Annotated in this window: 28 protein-coding genes; 7 read left to right on the top strand and 21 right to left on the bottom strand. The window is 52.5% G+C overall.

What is annotated here, in order from left to right; genetic code table 11:
• Positions 1 to 25: 25 nt before the first annotated feature.
• The gene (locus tag J2X61_RS20330; RefSeq protein WP_396135470.1) at positions 26 to 448 is read left to right on the top strand and encodes an ester cyclase; all 423 of its coding nucleotides are present in this window, start codon (positions 26 to 28) and stop codon (positions 446 to 448) included.
• Positions 449 to 528: 80 nt separating this feature from the next.
• Here the strand turns inward: J2X61_RS20330 and J2X61_RS20325 are convergent, their stop codons facing one another.
• The 3 genes from J2X61_RS20325 to J2X61_RS20315 all read right to left on the bottom strand — a co-directional run bounded on the left by J2X61_RS20325 (position 529) and on the right by J2X61_RS20315 (position 2,650).
• Complete coding sequence (locus J2X61_RS20325; protein WP_310190065.1) at positions 529 to 1,482, bottom strand: alpha/beta hydrolase; 954 nt, start codon at positions 1,480 to 1,482, stop codon at positions 529 to 531.
• A 116-nt stretch (positions 1,483 to 1,598) separates the two neighbouring features.
• Entirely contained in the window at positions 1,599 to 1,802 is a 204-nt protein-coding gene (locus J2X61_RS20320) for a YezD family protein (RefSeq protein ID WP_310190063.1), read from the bottom strand.
• Between the two features lie 20 nt (positions 1,803 to 1,822).
• Positions 1,823 to 2,650: an alpha/beta hydrolase family protein gene (locus tag J2X61_RS20315; RefSeq protein WP_274468401.1), complete on the bottom strand. Its 828-nt coding sequence runs from the start codon at positions 2,648 to 2,650 to the stop codon at positions 1,823 to 1,825.
• 470 nt (positions 2,651 to 3,120) lie between these two features.
• Here J2X61_RS20315 and cysT point away from each other — a divergent pair, with 470 nt between their 5' ends.
• From cysT to J2X61_RS20295, 4 genes are read left to right on the top strand one after another with little or no spacing between them, the layout of a single operon-like run.
• The gene (gene cysT / locus J2X61_RS20310; RefSeq protein ID WP_274468400.1) at positions 3,121 to 3,927 is read left to right on the top strand and encodes a sulfate ABC transporter permease subunit CysT; all 807 of its coding nucleotides are present in this window, start codon (positions 3,121 to 3,123) and stop codon (positions 3,925 to 3,927) included.
• Complete coding sequence (locus tag J2X61_RS20305; protein ID WP_310190061.1) at positions 3,924 to 4,730, top strand: sulfate ABC transporter permease subunit; 807 nt, start codon at positions 3,924 to 3,926, stop codon at positions 4,728 to 4,730. Before cysT ends, J2X61_RS20305 begins: the two co-directional genes overlap by 4 nt.
• Positions 4,731 to 4,742: 12 nt before the next feature.
• Positions 4,743 to 5,828, top strand: coding sequence for a sulfate/molybdate ABC transporter ATP-binding protein (locus J2X61_RS20300; RefSeq protein ID WP_274468398.1), 1,086 nt, complete (start codon positions 4,743 to 4,745; stop codon positions 5,826 to 5,828).
• A gap of 37 nt (positions 5,829 to 5,865) precedes the next feature.
• Positions 5,866 to 6,972: a sulfate ABC transporter substrate-binding protein gene (locus J2X61_RS20295; RefSeq protein WP_274468397.1), complete on the top strand. Its 1,107-nt coding sequence runs from the start codon at positions 5,866 to 5,868 to the stop codon at positions 6,970 to 6,972.
• 335 nt (positions 6,973 to 7,307) lie between these two features.
• Here J2X61_RS20295 and J2X61_RS20290 read toward each other — a convergent pair whose 3' ends face one another.
• From J2X61_RS20290 to J2X61_RS20235, 12 genes are all read right to left on the bottom strand, one after another.
• Positions 7,308 to 8,102: a TIGR00266 family protein gene (locus tag J2X61_RS20290; RefSeq protein WP_274468396.1), complete on the bottom strand. Its 795-nt coding sequence runs from the start codon at positions 8,100 to 8,102 to the stop codon at positions 7,308 to 7,310.
• An 88-nt stretch (positions 8,103 to 8,190) separates the two neighbouring features.
• Positions 8,191 to 8,466 (bottom strand): hypothetical protein, encoded by a 276-nt coding sequence (locus J2X61_RS20285; protein WP_310190057.1) that lies wholly within the window; start codon positions 8,464 to 8,466, stop codon positions 8,191 to 8,193.
• 225 nt (positions 8,467 to 8,691) lie between these two features.
• Positions 8,692 to 9,171 (bottom strand): acyl-CoA thioesterase, encoded by a 480-nt coding sequence (locus J2X61_RS20280; protein ID WP_274468394.1) that lies wholly within the window; start codon positions 9,169 to 9,171, stop codon positions 8,692 to 8,694.
• 140 nt (positions 9,172 to 9,311) lie between these two features.
• Positions 9,312 to 10,490: a formate-dependent phosphoribosylglycinamide formyltransferase gene (gene purT / locus J2X61_RS20275; RefSeq protein ID WP_274468393.1), complete on the bottom strand. Its 1,179-nt coding sequence runs from the start codon at positions 10,488 to 10,490 to the stop codon at positions 9,312 to 9,314.
• A gap of 152 nt (positions 10,491 to 10,642) precedes the next feature.
• Positions 10,643 to 12,538, bottom strand: a complete 1,896-nt coding sequence (locus J2X61_RS20270) for a nitric oxide reductase activation protein NorD (RefSeq protein WP_310190055.1) — start codon at positions 12,536 to 12,538, stop codon at positions 10,643 to 10,645.
• A 24-nt stretch (positions 12,539 to 12,562) separates the two neighbouring features.
• On the bottom strand, positions 12,563 to 13,450 hold the full coding sequence (locus J2X61_RS20265; protein WP_274468391.1) for an ATP-binding protein: 888 nt from the start codon (positions 13,448 to 13,450) through the stop codon (positions 12,563 to 12,565).
• A gap of 73 nt (positions 13,451 to 13,523) precedes the next feature.
• On the bottom strand, positions 13,524 to 13,736 hold the full coding sequence (locus J2X61_RS20260; protein ID WP_274468390.1) for a hypothetical protein: 213 nt from the start codon (positions 13,734 to 13,736) through the stop codon (positions 13,524 to 13,526).
• A gap of 105 nt (positions 13,737 to 13,841) precedes the next feature.
• The gene (locus J2X61_RS20255; protein ID WP_310190053.1) at positions 13,842 to 14,537 is read right to left on the bottom strand and encodes a YhcN/YlaJ family sporulation lipoprotein; all 696 of its coding nucleotides are present in this window, start codon (positions 14,535 to 14,537) and stop codon (positions 13,842 to 13,844) included.
• Positions 14,538 to 14,561: 24 nt separating this feature from the next.
• On the bottom strand, positions 14,562 to 14,723 hold the full coding sequence (locus tag J2X61_RS20250; RefSeq protein WP_274468388.1) for a hypothetical protein: 162 nt from the start codon (positions 14,721 to 14,723) through the stop codon (positions 14,562 to 14,564).
• 121 nt (positions 14,724 to 14,844) lie between these two features.
• Complete coding sequence (locus J2X61_RS20245) at positions 14,845 to 15,324, bottom strand: hypothetical protein (RefSeq protein ID WP_310190051.1); 480 nt, start codon at positions 15,322 to 15,324, stop codon at positions 14,845 to 14,847.
• 50 nt (positions 15,325 to 15,374) lie between these two features.
• The gene (locus tag J2X61_RS20240) at positions 15,375 to 16,010 is read right to left on the bottom strand and encodes a trimeric intracellular cation channel family protein (RefSeq protein WP_274468386.1); all 636 of its coding nucleotides are present in this window, start codon (positions 16,008 to 16,010) and stop codon (positions 15,375 to 15,377) included.
• A gap of 16 nt (positions 16,011 to 16,026) precedes the next feature.
• Positions 16,027 to 17,103 (bottom strand): Gfo/Idh/MocA family protein, encoded by a 1,077-nt coding sequence (locus J2X61_RS20235; RefSeq protein WP_274468385.1) that lies wholly within the window; start codon positions 17,101 to 17,103, stop codon positions 16,027 to 16,029.
• 309 nt (positions 17,104 to 17,412) lie between these two features.
• Here J2X61_RS20235 and J2X61_RS20230 point away from each other — a divergent pair, with 309 nt between their 5' ends.
• A complete protein-coding gene (locus tag J2X61_RS20230; protein ID WP_274468384.1) occupies positions 17,413 to 17,634 on the top strand; it encodes a hypothetical protein in 222 nt (73 codons plus the stop codon).
• Here J2X61_RS20230 and kapB read toward each other — a convergent pair.
• Genes kapB through J2X61_RS20215 form a run of 3 tightly spaced genes read right to left on the bottom strand, consistent with a single transcriptional unit; the run spans position 17,631 to position 18,879 of the window.
• Positions 17,631 to 18,020: a kinase-associated lipoprotein KapB gene (gene kapB, locus J2X61_RS20225; protein ID WP_274468383.1), complete on the bottom strand. Its 390-nt coding sequence runs from the start codon at positions 18,018 to 18,020 to the stop codon at positions 17,631 to 17,633. The genes J2X61_RS20230 and kapB overlap by 4 nt on opposite strands.
• A 21-nt stretch (positions 18,021 to 18,041) precedes the next feature.
• Positions 18,042 to 18,359 carry a thioredoxin family protein gene (locus J2X61_RS20220; RefSeq protein ID WP_274468382.1) on the bottom strand — a complete coding sequence of 106 codons (318 nt, stop codon included), beginning with the start codon at positions 18,357 to 18,359 and terminating at the stop codon, positions 18,042 to 18,044.
• A 1-nt stretch (position 18,360) separates the two neighbouring features.
• Positions 18,361 to 18,879 (bottom strand): hypothetical protein, encoded by a 519-nt coding sequence (locus J2X61_RS20215; RefSeq protein ID WP_274468381.1) that lies wholly within the window; start codon positions 18,877 to 18,879, stop codon positions 18,361 to 18,363.
• A 73-nt stretch (positions 18,880 to 18,952) separates the two neighbouring features.
• On the opposite strand from J2X61_RS20215, the gene J2X61_RS20210 reads away from it, so the two are divergent.
• Positions 18,953 to 19,165, top strand: a complete 213-nt coding sequence (locus tag J2X61_RS20210; protein ID WP_274468380.1) for a hypothetical protein — start codon at positions 18,953 to 18,955, stop codon at positions 19,163 to 19,165.
• A 50-nt stretch (positions 19,166 to 19,215) separates the two neighbouring features.
• Here J2X61_RS20210 and J2X61_RS20205 read toward each other — a convergent pair whose 3' ends face one another.
• The 3 genes from J2X61_RS20205 to J2X61_RS20195 are packed head-to-tail and all read right to left on the bottom strand — an operon-like array spanning position 19,216 to position 23,853.
• Entirely contained in the window at positions 19,216 to 20,829 is a 1,614-nt protein-coding gene (locus J2X61_RS20205; RefSeq protein WP_274468379.1) for an ABC-F family ATP-binding cassette domain-containing protein, read from the bottom strand.
• 37 nt (positions 20,830 to 20,866) lie between these two features.
• Positions 20,867 to 22,834: an ABC-F family ATP-binding cassette domain-containing protein gene (locus tag J2X61_RS20200; RefSeq protein ID WP_310190047.1), complete on the bottom strand. Its 1,968-nt coding sequence runs from the start codon at positions 22,832 to 22,834 to the stop codon at positions 20,867 to 20,869.
• Positions 22,831 to 23,853 carry a M42 family metallopeptidase gene (locus J2X61_RS20195; protein ID WP_396135473.1) on the bottom strand — a complete coding sequence of 341 codons (1,023 nt, stop codon included), beginning with the start codon at positions 23,851 to 23,853 and terminating at the stop codon, positions 22,831 to 22,833. The genes J2X61_RS20200 and J2X61_RS20195 overlap by 4 nt, the downstream gene beginning before the upstream one ends.
• Between the last annotated feature and the right edge of the window lie 67 nt (positions 23,854 to 23,920).

Below are 23,920 nucleotides of genomic sequence, written 5' to 3'. Positions count from 1 at the left end.
ATTTACTTACAAGGAGAGTTTCATTATGCCCCTGACACCGACTGAAGTCGTTCAGCAATTTTTCCATCATGTTCGTTCCGGAAGCCAACCCGACAGTGCGCACCGCTATATGGCCGAACACGTCCTGGCCCATCAAGTGACCGCGGAGAAGGAAACCACAGTCCGCCGTACGCCGGCGAACTATGCCGACCATGTCCGGGAAATGATCGCCGCCTACGGTTCTTTCCAATTGGAAATCCAGGAGCTAATCGCTCAGAACGACCGCGTCTACGTTCGCTGGAAGCAAACCGGCACGCATATCGGCGAAGTAGACGGATATGCGCCGACAGGCAAACCGGTCGTCGAGATCGCCAGCGCCGTTTATCGCGTCGAGAACGAGCGAATCGCCGAATACTGGATCCAAATCGACCGCCAGGGCATTGCCTTGCAGCTTCAGCGCAATGCCTAGCCGGATAGCCTTATTTCCACAGCCAGAAAAGGCTAAATATGCACTTCTCGCAAATGCCGCTCTATCTCCGGCAAGTCCATCTACGTTATCCGCTCGACTTGCCGGTCCAACCAGTCGGCCAAATCCGCCGTCACTTCCTCACGGTTCACCTCGTTCAGCATCTCATGCCGTCCGCCTGGATACAGCTTGGAGCTGACGTCCTTCAATCCTAACTGCTGGTACGTGCGAATTAAAGCGCGGACTCCCCGCCCGTGCCCGCCAACCGGGTCTTCCTCGCCCGAGAAAATATAGACCGGCAGCTCCTTCGGCACCCTCCGCAGATGGGCGGGACGATGGATCTCCTTCAACCCGCGGAAGAAATCCCGGAAAAAGCCCGCTGTAAACGTTACGCCGCAATAGGGATCCGCCATATAGGCATCAACCTCCGCCGCGTCCCTGCTGAGCCAGTCATACGGCGTACGGTTCGGGGCGAACTTCTTGTTGTAGGCGCCGAAAGATAGCGCCGTCAACAGAGTGCTGCGGTGATGCTCTCCCCGCACAGCGGCTTCCGAAGCCGCGAGCAGGATACCCGCTTGCAGCGCAGCTCCTTCTTTGCCGTTCGAACCGGACAACACGATGCCCTGCACTTGGTCCGGATGCAGCGCCGCATAAGAACCCATATAATGCTGCGTCAGAAACGACCCCATGCTGTGTCCCATAACAAACAGCGGCCGCCTACTCGGATGCCGTTTCCGGATCTGATCGGTAATCTGTCCCATATGACGGACCATTTGATGAAAGCTGTCCTTCCCGAACACCCCGACCGCTTCCGGCGAACCCGCCGTCCGCCCATGACCGAGATGATCGTTCGCATAGACCGCATAGCCTCTACCTGTAAGCTCTTCCGCCAATCGTTCATACCTGGCCGCCGTTTCCGCCATGCCATGTGCGATTTGGACGATGGCTTTGACGGCTGCATCCCCTTCCGGCAGCCATTCGTAAACATGGTGATCCTTCTGTTCTTCATCCCGCCATATGAAATGCTTTTTTTGCATAAAACCCCGCCCTCCTGAACTTCATCCGCTGCTTTCAGTATAGCGTTCTTGGCAAATGAAAACAGCCCCCTTTTCGGAGAAAGGAGGCTGTTCGTTGCATCATGCATGTATAATAGCTAGGCCTTGCTTGTTTGTTTCACAGCTTTCACAGCTTGCAGCTGGGATTGATTCGGCGCGTCAAATCGTTTTCGTTCTGTTTTATCGATCTGTGCGATTTTCCCGTCATGCACGACAATTTGCACAGAACCGTATTCCAATCCGTTTAACATTTGCTTAATTCGATCTACCCATAATTCGTCTAGTTCCAATGGTTTCGCCATGCCCATTCCTCCGCTTCTTATCAGATCGTCCAATCGTTCCAATCATTTTTCCTTTTCTGTATGAAAGTTAACCAGTTGCTCGTCTTCTCCAGCAGCTCCGCCGTGGAACCCGAAGTCGAATACGTGTGATCCGCTTGAAACACTAGATCCAGTTCGCATTGTCCCTCATTGCGCAACCAGAACATTTTCTGATAGAGCGGCGCATAATCGACCGGGATGATTTCATCCGCCGTACCGTGTATGACAAGTACGTCGCCGTTAAACTTGCGCAGCTGTTCGAAAGGCTGGTGCTGTGCCAAAGAATCGAAGAAACGGCTTGATAACGAATAGCCATGATGATCGATCGCACCGCCGGCCGGCAGCTTCTCGTATTCGCTCTTGCCTACGATCCGCACGATATCGTTGTGCGGGTGTGCGACCGCAGACCACAGCACGAGCGTTTTGACCCGGGAATCCTTGGCTGCCGTAAGAACAGCCGTAGCGCCTCCCAAGCTGTGTCCTACCAGGATCACACGGCTCAGATCTACACAATCAATCGTAAAGGCGTAATCAATCACTCTTCTCGTCTGCTCGATCAGAACATCAAGCCCGCCTGAGCCGTACTCGCCGGTGCTTTCACCGCAACCGCCATAGTCGAAGCGCAGTACCAAGTAACCTTTCGAGCTGAACTCACGGGCCGCCTTCACGAATAACCGATCCACCCCTACCCGGCTTCCGATAAAGCCATGGCAGATGATGATGAGCGGCCAACGTTGACAATCTCCAGCGGCTCCTGATTGATTCGTGGGGTAATGCAGCGTTGCGGCTAATTCAATGTCGTCGCTTTGTATCGTGATGGCATGCTCCATGAGACAAACTCCCTTTCGTATAATTCCGATAAGATTAGTGAGGATTAATGTTATACCAATATTAGCATCCGCGTACGAGGGTGTCAATCCTGTTTTTAACATTTTTTTCAGATCATAAAGCTATAATTTGATTAGGGACCCTTGCTGCATATTCACTTCAAGTGAGAGTCTTTCCATTTTCCCCCTTCATTAACCGCACGAATTTATCAACGGGCTTTCACGACCTCCCACGGCGCCCATAATCTGCGCTGCAACCGTCATTTCGGCTATCCTGGGTACAAGCGCATTTGATCGCTTCATCTAATACTCATTCAGCTCTATTCCTGTTCTGCTTTTGATGATTATCAATTTTTTTGAACATTTCCATAAAGAACTGAAATAAATATATTGACAAATTTGACCACACACTGTTATATTCATCTTATTATTCCGAGTAAAACACTATGTTTAATAAAAATGGGTGGTGTAATGTGGTTAAATCGGTGTTTAAAGCTACGGTTCGATCTGTGCTTATCGGCTATTTGATCGTGCTTCTTTTGATCCCGATCGGTTCTATTTATTTCAAAGGATTCTCTTTGGGATGGGAACCATTCTGGAGTGAAGTCACTGGACCTTTAGCCTGGAAGTCCATCTTGCTGACGGTTAAGCTCAGCATTATTTCAACGATTATTCAAGCACTCATTGGCACTATTATCGCGTACGTTCTTGTCAGGTACAGCTTCCGCGGGAAGAGCATTCTCAACAGCATGGTCGATCTTCCCTTCTCGCTTCCGACATCCGTTGCCGGACTCATGTTTCTTACGCTGCTCGGTCCTTCCAGTCCACTGGGCGCCTGGTTGGAACATGCCGGTATCAAGCTGCTTTACAACCAAACGGCGATCGTCATCGGGTTAGTATTCGTCACATTTCCCTTCGTCGTAAGAACCGTTCAGCCATTGCTGGAGCAGATCGATCCGGCTGAAGAGCAAGCCAGCTTCACGCTTGGCGCCAGCCGCTTCTATACATTCTGCCGCATCGTCTTTCCGGCTGTTCTTCCCGGCATTCTCGCCGGCAGTATGCTTGCCTTCTCTCGATCATTAGCCGAATTCGGCGCCATCTCCCTCATATCCGGTAATTTACCGGGCAAAACGATGGTCGCATCGGTCTATATATACGGTGAAACGCAAAATTACAACCCTGAAGGGGCCGCCGCCATCTCACTCGTGCTCCTTACATTGTCGCTTCTCATTCTGTGGATCATCAATGTACTGACACGCGGAAAGGGGCGCCTTGCATGAGAAAACTATTAATCGGCATTTCGTTCCTGGTCATATTCCTGCTTATCATGCTGCCGTTCCTCGGCGTTGCGTTCGGTGCTTTCGAAGAAGGACCGAAAGCCTTTCTCGATTCGTTGACAAGACCTGAAGCGCTGCACGCTATGAAAATTTCACTCATCATCGTCGTTGTCGTTACACTGCTGAATACGATTGTAGGCGTCTATCTTTCTTTGGAAATCGTAAGAGGTTCCTGGATCTCACGTAAATTGAAACCATTCATCAATGCCATAATTGATTTGCCTTTTGCCGTATCTCCCGTCATCGTCGGTCTAATGGTCATTCTTATCTTCGGTCCGAATACCGCTTTGGGCGCATTCATGGAAGATCATCAGATGAAAGTTGTTTATGCCATTCCCGGGATGATCCTGGCGACTATGTTCATTACGTTCCCTCTCATGGTGCGGGAAGTCGTTCCTCTGCTCGAAGAAATCGGTACGCAATCGGAAGAAGCTTCCGCCACATTAGGCGCAGGTCCTTGGCGTACGTTCTTCCAAATCACCTGGCCGGGCATCCGGTGGGGCGTCGTGTACGGACTTATTTTAACCATCGCCAGATCGCTTGGCGAATTCGGCTCCATTCTCGTCGTGTCAGGCAACATCATTAACCAAACGCAGACGGCAACTACGCTCGTTTATCAAGACGCCGAGCAATTCCAGCTCACAGCGGCGAATAGCGTCGCATTCGTACTAGGTCTTATTTCCATTTCGATCCTTTTAGCGCTGGAGTGGCTGAAACGAAGAAGCGAGAAATTGAGAAGTCATTAAGGAGGAACTCCCATGCATATTGAAGTCAGAAATCTCAATAAACACTTCGGCGCCTTTCATGCCATCAAAGATGTGAATTTCTCGGTTACGAAAGGCCATCTCGTAGGCTTGATCGGACCCAGCGGCGGCGGCAAAACGTCCATCCTGCGCATGCTGTCCGGACTCGAAAGTCCGACGACCGGAGACATTTACTTCGACGGCAAGCTGGCCACGCATCTGCCCGTTCAAGAGCGGGGCATCGGCTTTGTTTTCCAAAGCTACGCCCTCTTCAAGCATATGACCGTGTTCGATAATGTCGCCTACGGCCTCAAAGTATTGAAAAAACCGAAAGCATTCATCCGCGAGCGGGTTACTTACTTGCTTCATCTGATGGGTCTCGCCGGCAACGAGCACAAATATCCGCATCAGCTTTCCGGAGGACAACGGCAGCGGGTTGCTTTCGCCAGAGCTCTGGCACCGGAGCCCCAGTTGCTCCTGCTCGATGAACCGTTCGCGGCGATTGACGCGAAAATCCGCAAAGAACTGCGACTATGGCTGCGCAACCTGATCGACGAGTTCAAAGTTACGACCTTGTTCGTTACCCATGACCAGGATGAGGCTATCGAAGTCGCCGACGAGATCATTATTGTGCAGGGCGGCAAAATCGAGCAGCAAGGCAGCCCATGGGAAATTTACACGCAGCCTGCCTCCTCTTTCGTTGCATCGTTTATCGGTGAATCCAACGTCATTGCCAAGTATGTGCCGCTGAACGGCTTCCCTTACCTGGATACCATCCAGCAAGACGGGCGCTGGCTATCGGATGTGCATGTGCTCATCCGTCCCGAGTCCATCGAAGTGCGTCCTCACGATGTCAGCCATCTTGCGACAGCCGGGGAGAAAGGCAAGGTCACGCATGTACATTTCCGCGGTGATTCCTGGTATTTGGAAATTGCCACAGGCGACCTGAAATTGTTCGCTTATCAGTCCGTGAAAGAGAAAATTTATCAACCCGGAGACGAAGTGAACATTCTCATTCACCAGATGTCCGTTTTCACCCAAACCGAGAACATCGTCATTGAGAATCAGGCGAAACAAGATCCGCTGCCTGTTTTTATATAAAAAAATAAACACAATCATGAAGGGGAGTTGTAACACTATGAAATCATTCAAATCACTTGGCCTTGTCACTGCCGCACTCGTAACAGCAAGCATCGCATTGACCGCTTGCGGAACAGGCACCAAATCGGCAAATGCGCCTGCTTCATCGGCAGCTGCAACCACGGCGGCGGCAGCGAGCGCAACGCCAAAAGCAGAAGGCGGTAAAGTAACGATTACGATCGGCGCTTACTCCATTCTGAAGGACTCCTTCGATGTCATCCTGCCCAAATTCAAAGAAGAGTGGAAAAAGAAAACCGGTCAAACCGTCGAATTCCAAGAATCCTACGTAGCTTCCGGTTCCCAAGCTACGGCGATCATTCAAGGTTTCGAAGCTGACATTGCACCGTTGTCATTGGAAGGTGACATCCAGAAAATCGTCGAGAAAGGCCTTATTACACACGACTGGAAAAATAACCAGTTTAAAGGGAATATCACCGCTTCCATTGCAGCCATCGGCGTTCGCGAAGGCAATCCGAAAGGCATCAAGGACTGGGAAGACTTGGCGAAGCCAGGCGTTGAAGTGCTGATCCCGAACCCGAGCACATCCGGCGGAGCCAAATGGGACATCAACGCGATCTACGGCGCCGGTCTGAAAGTTTCCGAGGCTGCCGGGAAGAAAGATCCGGCCTTCGCCAAAGATTATGTAGCCAAGGTGTACAAAAACATCAAAGTGCTCGATAAAAGCGGCGCAGACTCTCTCGCCACCTTCGATAAAGGCGTAGGCGATGCCATCGTCACGTACGAGAACGAGCTTATTTCCCGGATTCAAGCGGGCAAAAAGTATGTGGAAGTGATTCCGCAGTACACGACGTCCATCGAAAATCCGGTTGCCATTATCGATAAAAACGTCGATAAGCACGGCAACCGCGCAGCCGTTGAAGCATTCCGCGATTTCTTGTGGAGCGCTGATGCGCAAAAAGTGTTCGCCGACAAAGGCTTCCGTTCCGTGCTTCCGGAAGTAGCGAAGCAGTACGAGAAAAACTACACCACGCCGGCCGGCCTATTCAACATTGAATACCTTGGCGGTTGGGACAAAGTCAACAAGGAGCTTTACGGCAAAGGCGCCATCTGGGAAACAATCCTGGCAGAAGGCGGAGCGAAGTAAGGAAGGTGTCCCCGGCCATTCGAATGGCCGGGGTTTTTCTTTCGTGTTCTCTCTAACGGTCTCCAGAGCCGCTAAATGGATGAAAATCGCCTGATTTCACTTCTAACGGACACAGGTGACCTTATTTGCGGTTATTTCGCAGCATATGCCTTGGAATTGTGCAAATAACGGCGTGTGTGTCCGTTACACTCGCTAAATGGCATAAATTCGCAAAATAGCGGCTGCCTCTGTCCGCTAGAATCAAGAAGGCATCGTATTCTGCAAAAAGCACACCAAAAAAAGGTGCTGAGCATCTCCAAGCTGCTCAGCACCTTTTCATTTTACGTCATAAGCATTTATCTGCCGTCGCCGTCCAATAAATTCCCCAAGCCGCCTAGAATGCCGCCTTCTTCCTTCCTGCCGCCTGCGCGAGCTGCGGAAGCCATGCGATCCGCCAATCGGCTGAACGGCAGCGATTGAATCCACACCCGGCCAGGTCCGCGAAGCGTAGCGAAGAATAATCCTTCGCCGCCGAACAGGGCCGTTTTGACCCCTTTGACCATTTCGATATCATAATCGACCTCTTGCGTCATGGCTACCAGACAGCCGGTATCCACGCGAATCACCTCACCTGGGCGAAGCACGCGCTCGCAGATCGAGCCGCCCGCATGTACGAATGCAAGGCCGTCGCCTTCGATCTTTTGCATAATGAAGCCTTCACCGCCGAAGAAGCCGGCCCCCAGCTTACGCTGGAACGCAATGCCAACCGAGACGCCTTTGGCTGCGCAAAGGAACGAATCTTTTTGACAAATTAACTTGCCGCCTAACGTGGATAAGTCCATCGGAATAATTTTGCCGGGATACGGAGCTGCAAATGTAACTTGTTCTTTCCCGCTGCGGCTTTGGTTCGTGAAAACCGTCATAAATAAGCTTTCGCCGGTCAGCAGCCGCTTGCCCGCTCCGAGCAGCTTGCCCATGAACCCTTTATTATCACTGGAACCATCGCCAAACACCGTCTCCATCTGGATGCTCTGATCCATCATCATCATACTTCCGGCTTCTGCAACAACGCTTTCACCCGGGTCCAATTCAATTTCGACGTACTGCATTTCATTACCTAACACGCGATAATCGATTTCATGAGCATTCATAGAAGAAATAACCTCCGATAATAGGATTCAAACTAATAAGATTTCCTCATTTCTGTCCCATTCCTTACGAATATCTCGATATTTGGTTTCAAATGCTTCTTATTTTGTGCAAAAAATAGCTGCATAGCATGTAAATCGCGACACCCAAAACAAGGATCGACGCGGATTCGATAAGCATCTCCGATGTGCTGGCAGAGACGCCAAACGACACCTTGCTGCTTAAATGCTCGCTTGCCGAGTATGCCTGCACAATATCGGGCGTGTACTTCATAACCATGTAGTACCCCCATGCCATCTTAATGATGTAGTAGACAACGAGGAAAAGACAAGCGAAAACGATTGATTTGAAAAACGTTCTTGCCATGCGTGTCTCCTTTCGGACGGAAAGTTCTTTTACCATAATAACCCATTTCCTGGCGGATGCCTACTAAAATATGGGTCGCCCGGTGCGCACTTCTCCTCCATGTCCCTTTCATGAGTCAACGGGATCGTAACTGGATGGTCACTCTGAAGAACGCACTCTCTCTGTAAACTTCGCTGTCTCCCCCGGACTACGCAAAAAAAGCAGCCCCCGCGGGGACTGCTTTAGTTACTCATATTTACGCTCTTCTTTTCGCAGTTTGCGCGCGGCATACCGCGTTTCAGCCGTTTCGAAAAGGCGCTTCTCTTCCTCAGTCTCCGGAATAATCCCCGGTACCGGACAAGGCTGGCCGTATTCATCCAACGCTACGAAGGTTAAATAAGAGTTGGCCGTACGCTTCTTCTCACCGGTCAGCAAATTTTCCGATTCGATTTTCACGAAAACTTCCATCGAGCTGCGATGCGTCCACGTGACGAACGCTTCCAATTGAATCGCTTCGCCCAACTTAACCGGCGCAAAGAAATCCAAGCTGTCGCTCGATGCCGTCACGACTCCGCGCCGCGAATGGCGCATAGAAGCAATGGTTGCCACTTTGTCAATATACTGCATGACACGCCCGCCGAAAACGGTATTATGGTAATTGGTGTCCGCAGGTAAAATAATTTCGGTCAGCACGGTTCGGGAGAGTCTTGCTGGTTTCGCTTCCATGTAGGTTCCTCCTGAAGATGACAAGCAGCTATTATGATTTCTTATCTCTTAATCCCTGACACTTAAAGCACTTAAAGCATCTTAAGAGCCTAAAGTGCCAAAAGAGTCTAAAGCTTTCAAAACCTAAACCTGGCAATCAATCACTCGTAGTTCAGTCTCAGCTTACCTGCCGCTTCCTTCGCAAAGCTGCGCGCTTCTTGAACCGTCGTGCCGCTGCTTAACGCTACGGCCATGCGGCGTCCTACCTTCGTCTCCGGCTTGCCGAACACGCGGACCTGCGTATTGGGCACGGACAAAGCCTCTTCCAAGCCGCTGATCGTGTATTCGACTTGCTCGCGGTCGGCTTTGAGCGTATAGCTGGCTCCCGGCGTCAGCAGACGAATGCCGGTAATCGGCAGCCCCAGAATCGCTCGTGCGTGCAAAGCGAACTCGCTCAAATCCTGGGTTGCCATCGTCACCATCCCCGTATCGTGCGGGCGAGGCGACACTTCACTGAAATACACGCCATCTTTCGTCAAGAACAGCTCGACTCCGTAGATCCCATAGCCGCCAAGCGCGTCAGTGATCGTCTTGGCCATGTGCTGCGCGTCCGCAATTTGCGCCTCAGTCATCTCGTGCGGCTGCCACGATTCGATGTAGTCGCCGTCTTTCTGAATATGACCGATCGGTTCGCAGTAGGTCGTTCCGGATACGGAGCGAACGGTCAGCAGCGTAATTTCCGATTCGAAATGAATGAATTCTTCTACGATCACTCGCGCATTTTTGGCCCGTCCGCCTTCCATCGCGATGTTCCACGATTGTTCCACACCCTCCGGCGTGCGGCATACGCTTTGACCTTTGCCCGAAGAGCTCATGATCGGCTTGATCACACACGGTGTACCGATTTCGGCAACGGCGGCATGGAGCTCTTCCAGCGAGTTGGCGAACGCGTATTTCGCCGTTCTCAGCTGCAACGTTTCCGAAGCCAGCCGGCGAATCCCTTCCCGATCCATCGTCAAGCGGGAAGCGGTAGCCGTTGGAATCACGCGATAGCCCTCTTTCTCCAGTTCAACAAGCTCCGGTGTCGCGATTGCTTCAATCTCAGGAACGATCAAATCCGGTTGCTCTTGCTGGATCAGCGCTCTGAGCTGCTCGCCGTCCAGCATATTGATCACATGACTGCGGTGAGCGACCTGCATCGCCGGGGCGTGCGCATAACGGTCGACGGCAATCGTTTCAATGCCGAGACGCTGGGCTTCAATCACAACTTCTTTGCCGAGCTCGCCTGAACCCAGCAGCATGATTTTTTTTGCTTGTTTCGATAGTGGTGCTCCGTACATGAAATTATTTCCCCCTTAATGTTGTGCCCAACTCCAATAAGCTTATTACAGTTTCACTTGTATGTAAGTATAGATAACCATCATGGCATAAACAGGGTATAGCGCCAACATTCCTCAGCGAATACCCTGATCTATTGTATAAGATTTCGACACTAAAAGATAGATTTCAGCAAAAGTTTGCGTAAAATCGGCACGAGCTGCTCCGTCAACTCGGTAACGTGAGGCACCACGATGGAACTGCGCCCGTACATGTTGCGCATCGCATTCCGCTCCGTCTCATGCACCGTTCCATTGGCCAGAAAGACGGAGATGACTTCGATGCCAAGCCGGCGGGCGCGCAGCACGGCTTCATAGGTGTCGAGGATGCCGACCTCGTTGTAATTCGCTGCCGACGGCTCGCCATCCGAGAACACCAGCAGAATGCGCTGGCGCTCCGCGCGGCGCAGCAGCCGCTCTGTCATACAGCGAATGGCGAAGCCGTCGCGGTTATCCTGCTGCGGCTCCAGCTGCATCAGCGCCGCGCCGCTTCCGCCGGACAGCGACGAGCCGAAGTCGACCGCAACCTGGAACAGGTTGGGCGCTTCGCGCTCCGTCACGCGGTCCGCATCCTCCCAGAAGCCCACGATCTCGTGGGGGATTCGCAGATTTTGCAGGGTCTCGTGGAACAACACGAGCCCCAGCTTGGTTTCGTCCATCTTGTCATACATGGACGCCGAGCAGTCGACGAGCAGCGCGAACGCCGCATCGAGCTGCGGAACCGGTGCGCGCTTCTTATAGAAGAGGCGCGGCATCTCCTGCGTAACGGCTCGCGTCAGCCGCTTATCGAGCCGCCCGAACAGCCGGTCGCCGCGCGGGGCGATCCGCTGCTGCTGCAGCGTGCGCCGAATCGCACGCTGCAGCGGCCTCGCGAGCGGTGCCGCGCGCTCGCTCAGGCGCCTGTAGGCGGCTTCCTGCGAAGCCGTCGGCCGCCCAGGCGCCAGCCATGTCGCCGTCGCGAACGCGGCAACGCCGCCCTCCCCGTGCCCCGCGGCCGCGGGCACGTCGGCCTTGGCGCGCCGCTCGGCGGCGGCGCCGGTGCGCTGGGCGCGCATGGAGCGCCCCTGCTGGATGGCGAGCGCCTGGTCGGCGGCATCGCCCTCGCGGGGCGCACCCCCGAGCGCGGCTGTGCGCGAGCCGCGCTCCAGCTCGAACCGCAGCTGCGAGGAGCTGCGGTCGCTGCTCTCGCGGTGCCAGGTCGGCAAGCGCTCCTGGCCCGGCAGTTGCCGCTCCCCTTCCTGCTCGGGGAGCGTGTCCCCGCCGGCGAGCCGCTTCGCGCGTGCAAGCTCGCCCCGGTAACCGGCCGGCAGCGGCTCCGCCGTGCCGCTTCCCGGCTGCATCCAGAAATAGGCTGACACTGCATCCCGCTCAAGTCCATAGGCGATCGATGCCATCATCTCTTCGCAGATTGCGGCGACTTGCGCCGTGTGCTCCGCCTCCTCGATGCGTTCCAGCAGCGGGTACAGCTGCGTTAAGCTAGCCGCTATGCCCACGCCTTGGGCGGCAGACGCACTCCACTCAGCTCCGGTAAACCACCCGTAGATGAACAACAGCATGGCGTCCGCCCATTCTTCCCGGTTCACATGCGTGCGCAGCTTATGACCGTAATACGCGCCATAGATTCGATGCCGGATCGCAAATACCCGGGCGGTTCCTGGCCGGCGCGCGCGGCAAATCCGTTCAAGCCGCACATCCTCGCACAGCGCAAACAACGAATTCGCCAGCTTCGGCATGGACGTCATCTTGCTCCGGTCCAAATACGAGCTTACCGCCTCCGCGCCTGTAAACCATGCACTGCCGATCCCACGCAGCATGACATCGCTCTTCATCCCCGCCGCCTTATCCGCCGGCGGGTAATCCCACCAGAATTGGCTGACCGTCATTCGCGCCGTCAGTTCGTCGTAGTGGGCGTGGAATGCCGCTTCCACTTCAAGCTCTTTGCGCTTGGTAAATATTTTTGCCAAATCGACCAGCTGCATCTGCAGCATGGCGTCGATTTTATCGTCGAGCATACTGATTTTGCCTACAAACATCGCTTAGAACAACGTTTCCGCCGCATTAAGCACGGCAGCACGTTCCCTTTCGTCCTCCAATTTATCGGCAATCGCTCTCGTTACCGCTCGCATTGGAGGAATATAAGCCGTAAGGTCGCATGCATCGAGCAGCGCTCGAACAGATCCGGCTTCATCCGGCAATTGTCCCATTTCAATCAGCGTCAATAGATCCGATGACAGCTGTACATAGGTTCTGAGCAGCTTATCGTCTTGAAGCATGGATTTGCTTTTCAACAGGCGAAATAACGAATCTCCTTGCAGATACGGAACATCCACGGTGACGAACCTGTTTTTCAGCGCTTCATTCAGCGGCACGGTCCCCATATACCCTTCGTTGATGGCAGCTACGACTCTGAATTCGGGGTGTGCGGTAATCACTTCACCCGTAAACGGATTCGTAACCGATCTGCGGTAATCGAGAACCCCGTTGATCAGCGACAGCGTTTCCGGCTTTGCCATATTGATTTCATCGATGTACAAGAGGTGACCTTTCGTCATCGCTTTCATAATCGGTCCCGGGATGAACGCGATTTCCGTGCGTCCCTGCTCGTCATGAGTCAGCGTCTTAAACCCGAGGAGCGCTTCCGCATCCAAATCGGTGGAGCAATTCACGGATTGCATCGGGAGCTCGAACAGTGCGGAAACATGCTCGGCCAGCTTCGTTTTTCCCGATCCGGTCGGACCTTTCAGCAATACGTTCTTACCCAGAAACAGAGCAATTACCGTATCGCTCAAAATATCTTCATTCGGTGCTTCGAACGATGCGGTGCCAATCAGCCTCACATCCTCAGGCGCAGTCCCTGGTTGTCTGAGCCTTCTATTCTGCTCCAACTTCTCTCTTATTGCTTGCGGTAATGATGCGGTAATCATACGAGTTGATGTTCCTCTCCTGATTTGTTGATCTTCTTACTATTCATCAGGAAAGCTTTGGTTGTCAAGCCTGTCAAGGCAGCCAAGGCTCGTCAATGATCGAATGGGCATAGAAAGCCATCGCTTCTCCGCATTTCGGACAGCTCGGCTTCATCTGCGCTTCGTTATAGGATAAGGCCAAAGCATAAGAGGTCTCGCTATTGATAGCCCGAACAACATCTTCCTGATGCACATAGTCGCATTGACGCGAACTGCAGTAGGCTCTGACTTTGTATTTGTTGCTCATGATTCCTGCTCCCCCTTAAACACGTGTACCATCGTGATAACGACAAAACCCTCAGCAGGGCGCTGAGGGAGAACGTAACGGTCTGCGGCTAATCCTTCTTATCCTTTAAGGCAGCATTCCTTTTTGGCCAGTCGAATAGCTCGGGAACGCATACTGGATCATCGTATTAAACTCATTCATGTACGTGTCCATCTTTTTGTTTTTCAACTGTTGGCCGTCATAATACATCATTCTGTTGACAAAATGCGGATTCGTAGAGATGAAAATGTTGGCATCGGGATAGATGCGTGTCAGCGTATTCCTAATGGCATTCGCACTTTCCGCCGGCAGCGGTTTGGCCGAGAGCCAATCCATCGACGACCCCACACCGGACCCGAACAAGCCCGCTTCATTCTCCGGATCGTTCGTTTTGCTAAGAATTTTGTCGGCGCTCATCGCCTGCATGCCCCCCATATCCACGGCAACATAAATGTTGTTATCCGTTATGGCGACGGCCGCGGGACCGAGATGCGCGGCTTGGATAATGCCATCCGCCAAATCCCGGCTCATCGTCAAATGCGTGTTCGTATGCGCTTTAACATTGTCAAGCGTGGGCGGCTGCATGGAAGGCAGCGGCCCTTGATTGATGCTCTTGGCGCCTAGCGATGCATCTTCATTGTTTCTCAGTCCCGTATCCCATGTCCCGGCATTCGGATTAGCGGAGCTTGCGCCGCCATGATTGTTCGGGGAGGCAGCCGTACAGCCGGCCGCGATGCTCATGAGCGCTACGGACATGACGATGTGAACCATTTTCTTATTCATTACGTGATTACCCCCTTCTCTCCTTCATTCTTGCTGCTGTTGACCAGCTCTCTCTTCCTTCTCATAGGCAATCAAAGCGACCTCGCGGCCCAACTCATCTTTCATCCGTGACTCCAGGCTCCGCAAATCCTCCAACAAGCTCTCGTGAGGGGACAAATTTGCGTATTGGTACGAGTCAATGCTCATCTCCGTAATAACCTCCTCTCTTACAATTCGCCAGTAGTGTTAATATGGGCATTTATCCCCATTTTTACTAAACAAAAAAAGCCTGCCGCCGAATCATCGGCCATGCAGGCTTCCTTACCTTCTATTCATCTTTCTTGCGGGTCGCGTCCAAATCTTCAAGCAGTTTACGCACGGCTTCGGGATCCGCCGAACCGCTCTCTTTGAATGCTCTCAGCTTGCTCAGCAGGTCAGCGGCAATCGCTTCATCCTCCGAATGCTGGATTTCGTGCGAGGGATCGAACCAAATATAGAACCCTTCCGGTCCGTTGCGCAGAAACGGTTTGCGCCAAAATTCGGGATAGGCATATCCCTGTTCCCCGAAAATCATTCCCAGTACATCATCGCTATCGATCGGCAGCAAATAATGAAACGATTCCGGCTCACCGGTGTTCGTGAAATCCCGGTGCATATACGCATAGTGCAAATAATGCTCACCGGTTTCTGCATCCTTGGCCACTTCATACAGATCGAGCTCCGTTTGCAGCAGCTCTTTGACCGAGACGATGCGCGCGGCGATCGTTTCGGCGGAAATTTTGTGCTCCTGTGTCAACGATGTTTCCATTGCGCACTCCTCCTTTCTCTCTACTCCATGAATATGGAAAAGAACATCGACTATGAATCGGATCTGCGTGACGATGGCACGACGACATTGCGCAAAGAGCGTTTGGGCAGCTTCCATTTATAAAACACGGATAACATTCTTAATATAACTATAAGTGCGAATAGCACGGATAGCTGCCATGCGCCTTGCGACCAGCCCAGACCGACCAATGCGCCTGCGAGCATCCCCCATACCGCATAGATCTCATCCTTGAGTACGAGCGGTTTGCGCCCCGCCAGCACGTCGCGGACCATACCGCCGCCGATCCCCGTAAGCACGGCTGCGACGATGACGGCGCTTAGCGGGTGCCCCATATTCGTTGCGTAGAGAGCGCCTTGAATGGAGAACGCCGCCAAGCCGATCGCATCGAAGAACGCTTCCCAGGTTTTCCAGACGCGGATGAAACGCACAGGCATCAGAAAGACAAGCGTCATCGCAAATAAGGCGATTTGAAAATACAAGCCTTGCTCCCACAGCAGTACGATCGGTTTGCCAATCAACAAATTACGAATGACCCCGCCGCCGAAGGCTGTGACGAGCCCCAATACGTAGACCCCAAGAATATCATACTCTTCTTCCATCGCAACGATCGCTCCGCTCACGGCGAAGGCGATCGTCCCGATGATACTGAATAACTCCCAGTTCACTTGCTGCAGCTCCCGTCTACTCGATGTCCCAGTTCAATTTCACTTCGTTGCCGGTTTGCGAGGATGTGTAAATCGCATCCAGAATGAGATTGTTCGTATAACCGGTCATGACGGAAGTAATCGGCTGCTGGCCATTTTGAATGCACGACACGAAGTGCTTCATCATGCGAACGCGGGAACCTTCGTCCGTTTCGGGAACGGTTAAGGTCACATCGGCTTCACGGTCGAAAACTTCCGCAAGCAGCTTCCCTTTCGTGCCGCGAATCGACGCGCCGCCCTCGGAGCCGAGCAGCTGCACGTAGGGTTGGCTGTCGGTTTCGATGAGCGCCGCCCAGCTCACATCCAGCGACAGGGTTGCCCCGTTCTCCAGCTTGATCAGCGCAGTCGCCAAGTCCTCCACATCATATTTGCCGTCCCAATTCGGCGTACCCCAGGTTCCGATGCCTTTCTTGCGCGGACCGAACTCCGCATACGTCGCACCATAGACCGATACCGGCTTCGGATTCCCCATCAAATACAGGGAGAGATCCAGCATATGCACGCCAAGGTCGATCAGCGGCCCGCCGCCGGATTTATCCATCTGGGTAAACCAGGTTCCCCAGCCTGGAATGCCTTTGCGTCTCAACCAGCCTGCCTTGGCATGATAAATGCTGCCGAGGGCGCCTTTCTCAACTTGCTGTTTCACCGATTGCGACAACGCTTCCCAACGGAGCTGATGAGGAATCATGAGCACTTTACCCGCTTTGCGCTCCGCTTCGACGATGCGTCTGGCTGATTCCAGATTGAGCGCCATCGGTTTCTCCAGCATGACATGCTTGCCTGCCTCTAACGCTTGAATCGCAATAGGAGCATGCCATTCGTTAGATACGGCAATTACAACCGCGTCGATGCTTGGATCGGCCAGCAGCTTGTCCGAGCTCTCATATACGCGTTCAATGTTATGCTGTTTGGCTCTGGATTCGGCCAACGGCAAGTATACGTCCGTTACCGCGGCAATCTCTGCTTCCGGCACTTTCTTCAATGTTTCCATATGTACATTTCCGATGTTTCCGGAACCGATAATCCCGATACGGATTGGTTTTCCCGCTGTCATTCTAATTCCCCCAGAACATGTTAGATTACAATCTTTCTTATTATAATTGTGCTTATCTTTCCCCGCAACCGCCAATCTTCCGGTCCGGATGGCTTATACAGCTTGGGCTTCCAAATTTATTCAAAAGATTATTTCAGGAACTAGCCCTCTATCGCTATTCTTGACATATAATAAAATACTAAAACTTTCTTAATAGTTTGTCTTGAACATAACTAACATTTGAAATGTATCCTAAATTTGTAGACCAGTTGTATGCGCCATGCTTACAAGGTTCGTTTTCCGGATGGAAAACGTGAAGGAGGGCTTAATATGCAAGCGATAACGATTCGATTCAAAAACAAATCCATTCCTGTGCTGAATTTCACACATCGCAGCTCCCATATGGAGCTGTTGAACAGTAAGCTGAAGGAATTTGAACTGCACTTCGAATTTCGCAAAAAATTAAAAATGATCTCGATGATTGAGATCATTGGAGATGTCGCCATATTCAAATATAACGACGGAACGAAATTGTATTTGGAAGTTTCTTAATTCGATTGCGGGAAATATTCCTGCTGTAACTGGTGAAGCTCCTGCAGAGAGCGTCGGGCCCATGCTTCCATTTCCGACAACTTAGAGATTTGCGCCAAAAGCGCTCTCTTCAGCGAATCTTGATACTCCGGAACAACTCCTGCATATGCACGAATCGTCGATATCGGCATTAAGGCGATTTCCTGATTGGACAAGGCTCTTCTCTGATGAAAGAAAGCCACTGTCGGGTCCATCGGATTGTGCAAATCCCCTTGTGTCGGATGCTCCTTCACGGCCAAGATCCGCACTGCCGCCTTCATCGTACTCGACATTTCAACAACCTCACCGTAGTACACCCCGGTTTTGTATTCTGCGATCACACGATCACCGATTTGAAAAGCGCTCATTCCTGAACAACCTCCTTCATTTTACTTGCTGCATAGCGGCAGCAGTTTACGATATAGCTCGTCCACGGATTGCATCCGGTACAGCATTTGTTTCTCCTTGCCCCTCTCAACGATAACGATACAAGGGACACTCGTAATTTGCCATTCACGGCTGATTTGCGGTAGAAAATTAATATTGCTTTTGTACAGCGGCAATCCGGGCTGCATCGTCATAATAATGTCCAACATCCGCTCCGTCACTTGGCATGTGCCGCAAAACGGCGTAAATAGAAAGACCGCAAAGCTTTCCGTTTGCTCTTGGTATTTGTCTTGCAATTGCTGTTGGGAAAGCTCCTTCATCCTAACTCCCTCTTTCGTCCAGCCAAACCAGGCTTTCCACTGCATAATCGATCAAATGCGGAAAATCATCCAAATGGCTTTCATCGATTTTGCGTCCGAACGATAACGTGATTTGGTTACGGTACACAACCGGAACTTTGCCATAGGTGTACGATAGCTGCTGCGATATTTGCGGGCGATGCTCCCATATGCGCCCCAATTGCTCCTCGAGATGGCGGCACTCCGCTTCAGGGCTAGTCACTTTGGTGTACAGCTTAATGGTCAGCGTGCAGCCGGGCTTCGCCGTAGGGTTTTCCAGGATTTCCGCAGCCAAATCACTCAGATGCACATGCAGGTTGATTTCCGCTTTGCTCGGTTTGTCGATCTTGCGGGCGAATTCAATGGCATACGTACGTGACATCGACGATAGATCAACAAGATCTTCACGGCGTGTAATTAATATTCGGCCTTCCAGATCTACGTCATACACAGCGCCTTCCAGGACGACCTTGATATTGTCATAGATGGTCGGGTCAAACATGTTCACACCTTCTTTCATCTTTGGTTTGATTCGATTATACTAAAAGTATATCACGTGTAAAGAAGGTGTTTCGATGTCAGACAAGCCTCAAGATGTGCAGGCCGAACAACAGGGCCCTAAGAAAGTAAGCCTAGCCGATGCCATTAAGCAAAAGCTAGCCCAGAAGAAAGCTGATCAAGCCGCAGCGCGCGCAAATCCCAAACAAGCCGGAAACACGAATCAAACCGCGAAAAGCCAAATGACTAAAAAAGTCAACAATCAACGCCGTCGCACCGGCGGCAGCTAGTCGTTAAACAAAAGCGCCCTGAGAGTTCATCTTCAGGGCGCTTTTCATTTTTACGCGTATTGGGCTTCGCGTTGTTTTTTCACTTCATCGCTGTCCAGGTACTCGTCGTAGGTCAACATTTTGTCGATCAGACCTTTCGGTGTAATCTCCATAATGCGGGTTGCGATCGTTTGGATGAACTGATGGTCATGGGAAACGAACAGGATCGTGCCGTCGAAATCAACGAGCCCGTTGTTCAGCGCCGTAATGGACTCGAGGTCCAAGTGGTTCGTCGGCTCATCCAGAATGAGCACGTTGGAACCGCTGAGCATCATTTTGGAGAACATGCAGCGAACTTTCTCGCCTCCGGAAAGGACATTCGCTTTCTTGAGCGCTTCTTCGCCGGAGAACAGCATGCGGCCCAAGAATCCGCGAAGGAACGATTCGTCCGGATCTTTGGAGTATTGGCGCAGCCAATCGACCAGGTTCAAGTCGGAATTGAAATAGTCCTGGCTGTCTTTCGGGAAATAAGCTTGAGAAGTCGTAACGCCCCATGTGTATGTGCCTTCGTCCGCTTCCAGCTCGCCCATCAAAATTTTGAACAGCGTCGTTTTGGCAATGCCGTCCGGTCCGACGAAAGCTACTTTATCGCCTTTGTTAATCGTGAACGAAAGGTTGTTCAACACTTTTACGCCATCAATAGTTTTGGACAGATTCTCAACAGCAAGTAATTGCTTGCCGGCTTCACGTTCTGCCTTAAAGTGAATGAACGGATATTTACGGCTGGACGGTCTAATATCTTCAAGCGTGAGCTTCTCGAGCTGTTTCTTACGGGAAGTCGCTTGCTTGGACTTGGATGCGTTCGCGCTAAATCGTGCGATAAAGGCTTCCAGCTCTTTACGCTTTTCTTCTGTTTTCTTATTAGCGTCTCTGGCGAGGCGAAGCGCCAATTGGCTGGATTCATACCAGAAGTCATAGTTACCGACATACATTTGAATTTTACCGAAGTCGATATCCGCAATGTGCGTACACACTTGGTTCAAGAAGTGACGATCATGGGATACAACAATGACAGTGCCTTCAAAACGGGCAAGGAAGTTTTCCAGCCAGCGGATGGACTCCAAGTTCAAATGGTTGGTAGGCTCATCGAGCAGCAGGATGTTCGGGTTGCCGAACAACGCCTGCGCCAAGAGAACACGGACTTTCTCATTGCCGTCGAGGTCTTTCATTTTCATATCGTGCATGGAGGTCGGGATGCCTAGACCGATCAGAAGCTCGGCGGCATCGGATTCAGCCTGCCAGCCGTCCAGGTCCTGGAATTCACCTTCGAGCTCGGCGGCTTTCATGCCGTCTTCTTCGGAGAAATCCTCTTTTGCGTATAGCGCATCCTTTTCTTGCATAATTTGGAACAAACGGGCATGCCCCATGACGACCGTTTTTAACACTTCAATTTCATCGAACTCATAATGGTTTTGTTTCAGAACTGCCATTCTCTCGCCAGGAGTGATGGATACTTCGCCGGTATTCGGCTCGATTTCGCCGGAGAGAATTTTCAGAAACGTCGATTTCCCCGCACCGTTCGCACCGATGAGACCGTAGCAGTTGCCCGGTGTAAATTTAATGTTGGCGTCTTCGAAAAGGGCTCTTTTGCCGTAACGAAGCGTCACGTTATTCACTGTAATCATGTGGAATACTTACCTGCCTTTATTATAGTTTCTTCTATCATAACTTATTTCGCTCTATTTCTTCTACCAACTCGGATAAATAAGTCCATCTTTCCATTGCTGCTTCCAAATCGGCGTTGACTTGCTGCTCTTGTTCATACAGATCTCTAACCTTGTCAAAGTCGCTGCCCGCCGCTTCAATTCCCGCTTTCAAGCTGGCGGCTTTCTCTTCCAGCGCTGCGACCGTCCCTTCGATCTCGTCCCATTCCTTCTGCTCCTTGAACGAAAGCTTCTTCGGTCGGTTAGAGCCGGCCGGGGCGCCGGACGCTTGGTTCTGGTTCTGGGCGGCTTGTTTGGCTCCGCTGCTGCCAGCGTTGCTGCTCGCTTGCTTCACCAATTCCCTGCGTGCTTGCTCCGCCTCTTCCTGCTGCTGTTTCTCTTCCAAATACTCGGAGTAATTGCCCGTATACGGTTCGATCCGTCCATTCCCGTCAAACGCGAACATATGCGTGACCGTCCGGTCCAAAAAGTACCGGTCATGGGAGACGGTTATGACAGCCCCCGGGAATTGGTCCAGGTAATCTTCCAGTATGGTCAAGGTTTGGATATCCAAATCGTTCGTCGGCTCATCGAGAAGCAGAACGTTCGGTTCGCCCATGAGTGTCCGCAGCAAATACAGCCTGCGGCGTTCTCCGCCGGAGAGCTTGCCGATCGGCGACCATTGCAGATTCGGGGAAAACAGGAAACGCTCCAGCATTTGCGAAGCGGAGATGGCTTCCCCATCGGACGTGCGGATTACTTCGGCCGCTTCCTTGATGTAGTCGATGACGCGCATCTTCTCGTCCATCTCGGTGTTTTCCTGCGTGTAGTACGCCAGCTTCACCGTTTGGCCGGTCTCGATCGTGCCGCTGTCGGGCAGGATGCGCCCGGCCAGCATGTTCAGCAGCGTCGATTTGCCGCTGCCGTTCGGTCCGATGATGCCGAGGCGGTCCTTCGGCATCACGATGTAGCTGAAGCCGCTCAGCAGCGTCTTCCCGCCCGGGAACGCTTTGGTGACGTCTTCTAGCTCCATCACCTTTTTCCCGAGGCGGCTGCCGGCCAGCGCCATGTCCAGCTTCTCCGCAGGACCGTCCACCTTGCGGTCCCGCAGCTCCTCGGCGCGCTGCACGCGCGCCTTCTGCTTCGTCGTGCGCGCCTTCGCGCCGCGCCGCAGCCATGCAAGCTCGCGGCGCAGCAGGTTCTGCCGCTTATCCTCGCTGGCGGCTTGGGATTCCATCCGCTCCGCCTTCTTCTCGAGGAACGCCTCGTAGTTGCCCTCGTAGCTGTAGATCTTGCCCCCGTCCAGCTCCAGGATGCGGTTCGTCACCCGCTCCAGGAAGTAGCGGTCATGCGTAACGAGCAGCAGTGCGCCGCGCCACTTGCTTAAGAAATCCTCGAGCCAGATGGCGGTCTCGTTATCGATATGGTTCGTAGGCTCGTCGAGAATGAGCAGGTCGGCGGGCTGAATGAGCACGCGCGCCATGGCGACGCGTTTGCGCTGACCGCCGGACAGCTCGCCGACGGCCTTGTCGAACTCGCGGATGCCTAGCTTCATCAGCACGGTTTTGGCCAAGGTGCTGGCTTCCCAGGCACCTTGCTCATCCATGCGCGACTGGGCTGCGAACAGCCGCGCCTGCTTTTTCTCGCTGGAGGGATCCTGCTCCAGCTCGGAAAGCGCCAGCTCATAGTCGCGAAGCGTCTTCATGAGCGGCGTATCGCCGTGGAATACTTGCTCAAGCACTGTGGAGTTCGGATCGAACTCCGGGTTCTGCGGCAAGTATTCCACCCGGAAATGGTTCGCGTGCACGAGCTTGCCGCGATCCGCGGTTTCCAATCCCGCCAGCAGCTTCAGCAGCGTGGATTTGCCTGTGCCGTTCACGCCGATGAGACCGATGCGCTGCTTCTCGTTCACTGTGAACGTGATGTCATCGAACAACACTTTGTCGCCGAATGTTTTGGTTATATTAACTGCGCTCAAAATATTCATGCTTGCACAGGCTCCATCAGGTAAGCGGCAAGAAGCGCTCCTGTGTTGACTACAGCATCCATATGCGTGCGCTCCATGCTGTGTGACGCATGCACGCCGGGACCGACGAGCGCAGCGCGAATATCACGCCCGCCTCGCAGCGCTGCAGAAGCGTCGGAGCCGTATCTTGGATAAATATCGACGGCGTATCCGATTTCCAGCTTCTCGGCCAGCTCGATCATTCGGGACGTCATCTGATAATCATAAGGGCCGGATGAATCTTTGGCACAGATCGAAACGTCGCGTTCGCTGCCGCTCAAATCGTCGCCCAGCGCGCCCATATCGACCGCAATGAAGTCCGTGATATCTTCCGGTATGAAGGCTGAGCCGTGTCCGACTTCCTCATAATTGGAGAAGAACAGCTTCGTCGTAAACAGCGGCTGCATTCCCTCCTCCTTGATCAGCTTAAGCAGTCCGAAGAGAGCGGCAACGCTCGCTTTGTCGTCCAGGTGGCGCGATTTCACATAGCCGTTCTCCTTCACGACGACCCGCGGATCGAATGAGATGTAGTCGCCGACTCGAACGCCCAAATCTTGAACGTCCTTCTTGTTCTTCACGAGCTCATCGATGCGGACTTCCATGTTGGCTTCGTCGCGTTTGAACTCTCTGGCATCTTCATACACGTGCACCGAAGGCCTTGAAGTCAGAATGGTTCCGTCAAATACGCGCCCGTCGCGAGTATGGATTTGCACATACTCATTCTCGATCGCGCCCATCATGAAACCGCCTAAAGAGGTGATTTTGAGCGTGCCGTTCTCCTTAATCGAACGTACCATTGCACCCAGCGTATCCACATGTGCGGAAATGCCGATAGCGCGATCATTGCGCGTGCCGGGAATCGTCACGATGCCGCAGCCTTTGTTCGTATATGTAAGCTCGTAACCTAGCTTATTCACTTCTTGCTCTACTTTTTTCATAATGTGATGCGTATAGCCAGTCGGGCTCGGCGTACGCAGCAGCATCTCGAGTATGTCCGTCATATAAGCTTTATTTAATTTCGACTTCACTCGGGATTCCTCCCTTTTCTTCATAATAGATAGGCTTCCT

The sequence above is a fragment of the Bacillus sp. 3255 genome (assembly GCF_031456485.1).
GTDB lineage: Bacteria > Bacillota > Bacilli > Paenibacillales > NBRC-103111 > Paenibacillus_E.
Note: the sequence above shows the minus strand (reverse complement) of the source record. Positions and strands in the feature narration are given on the sequence as shown.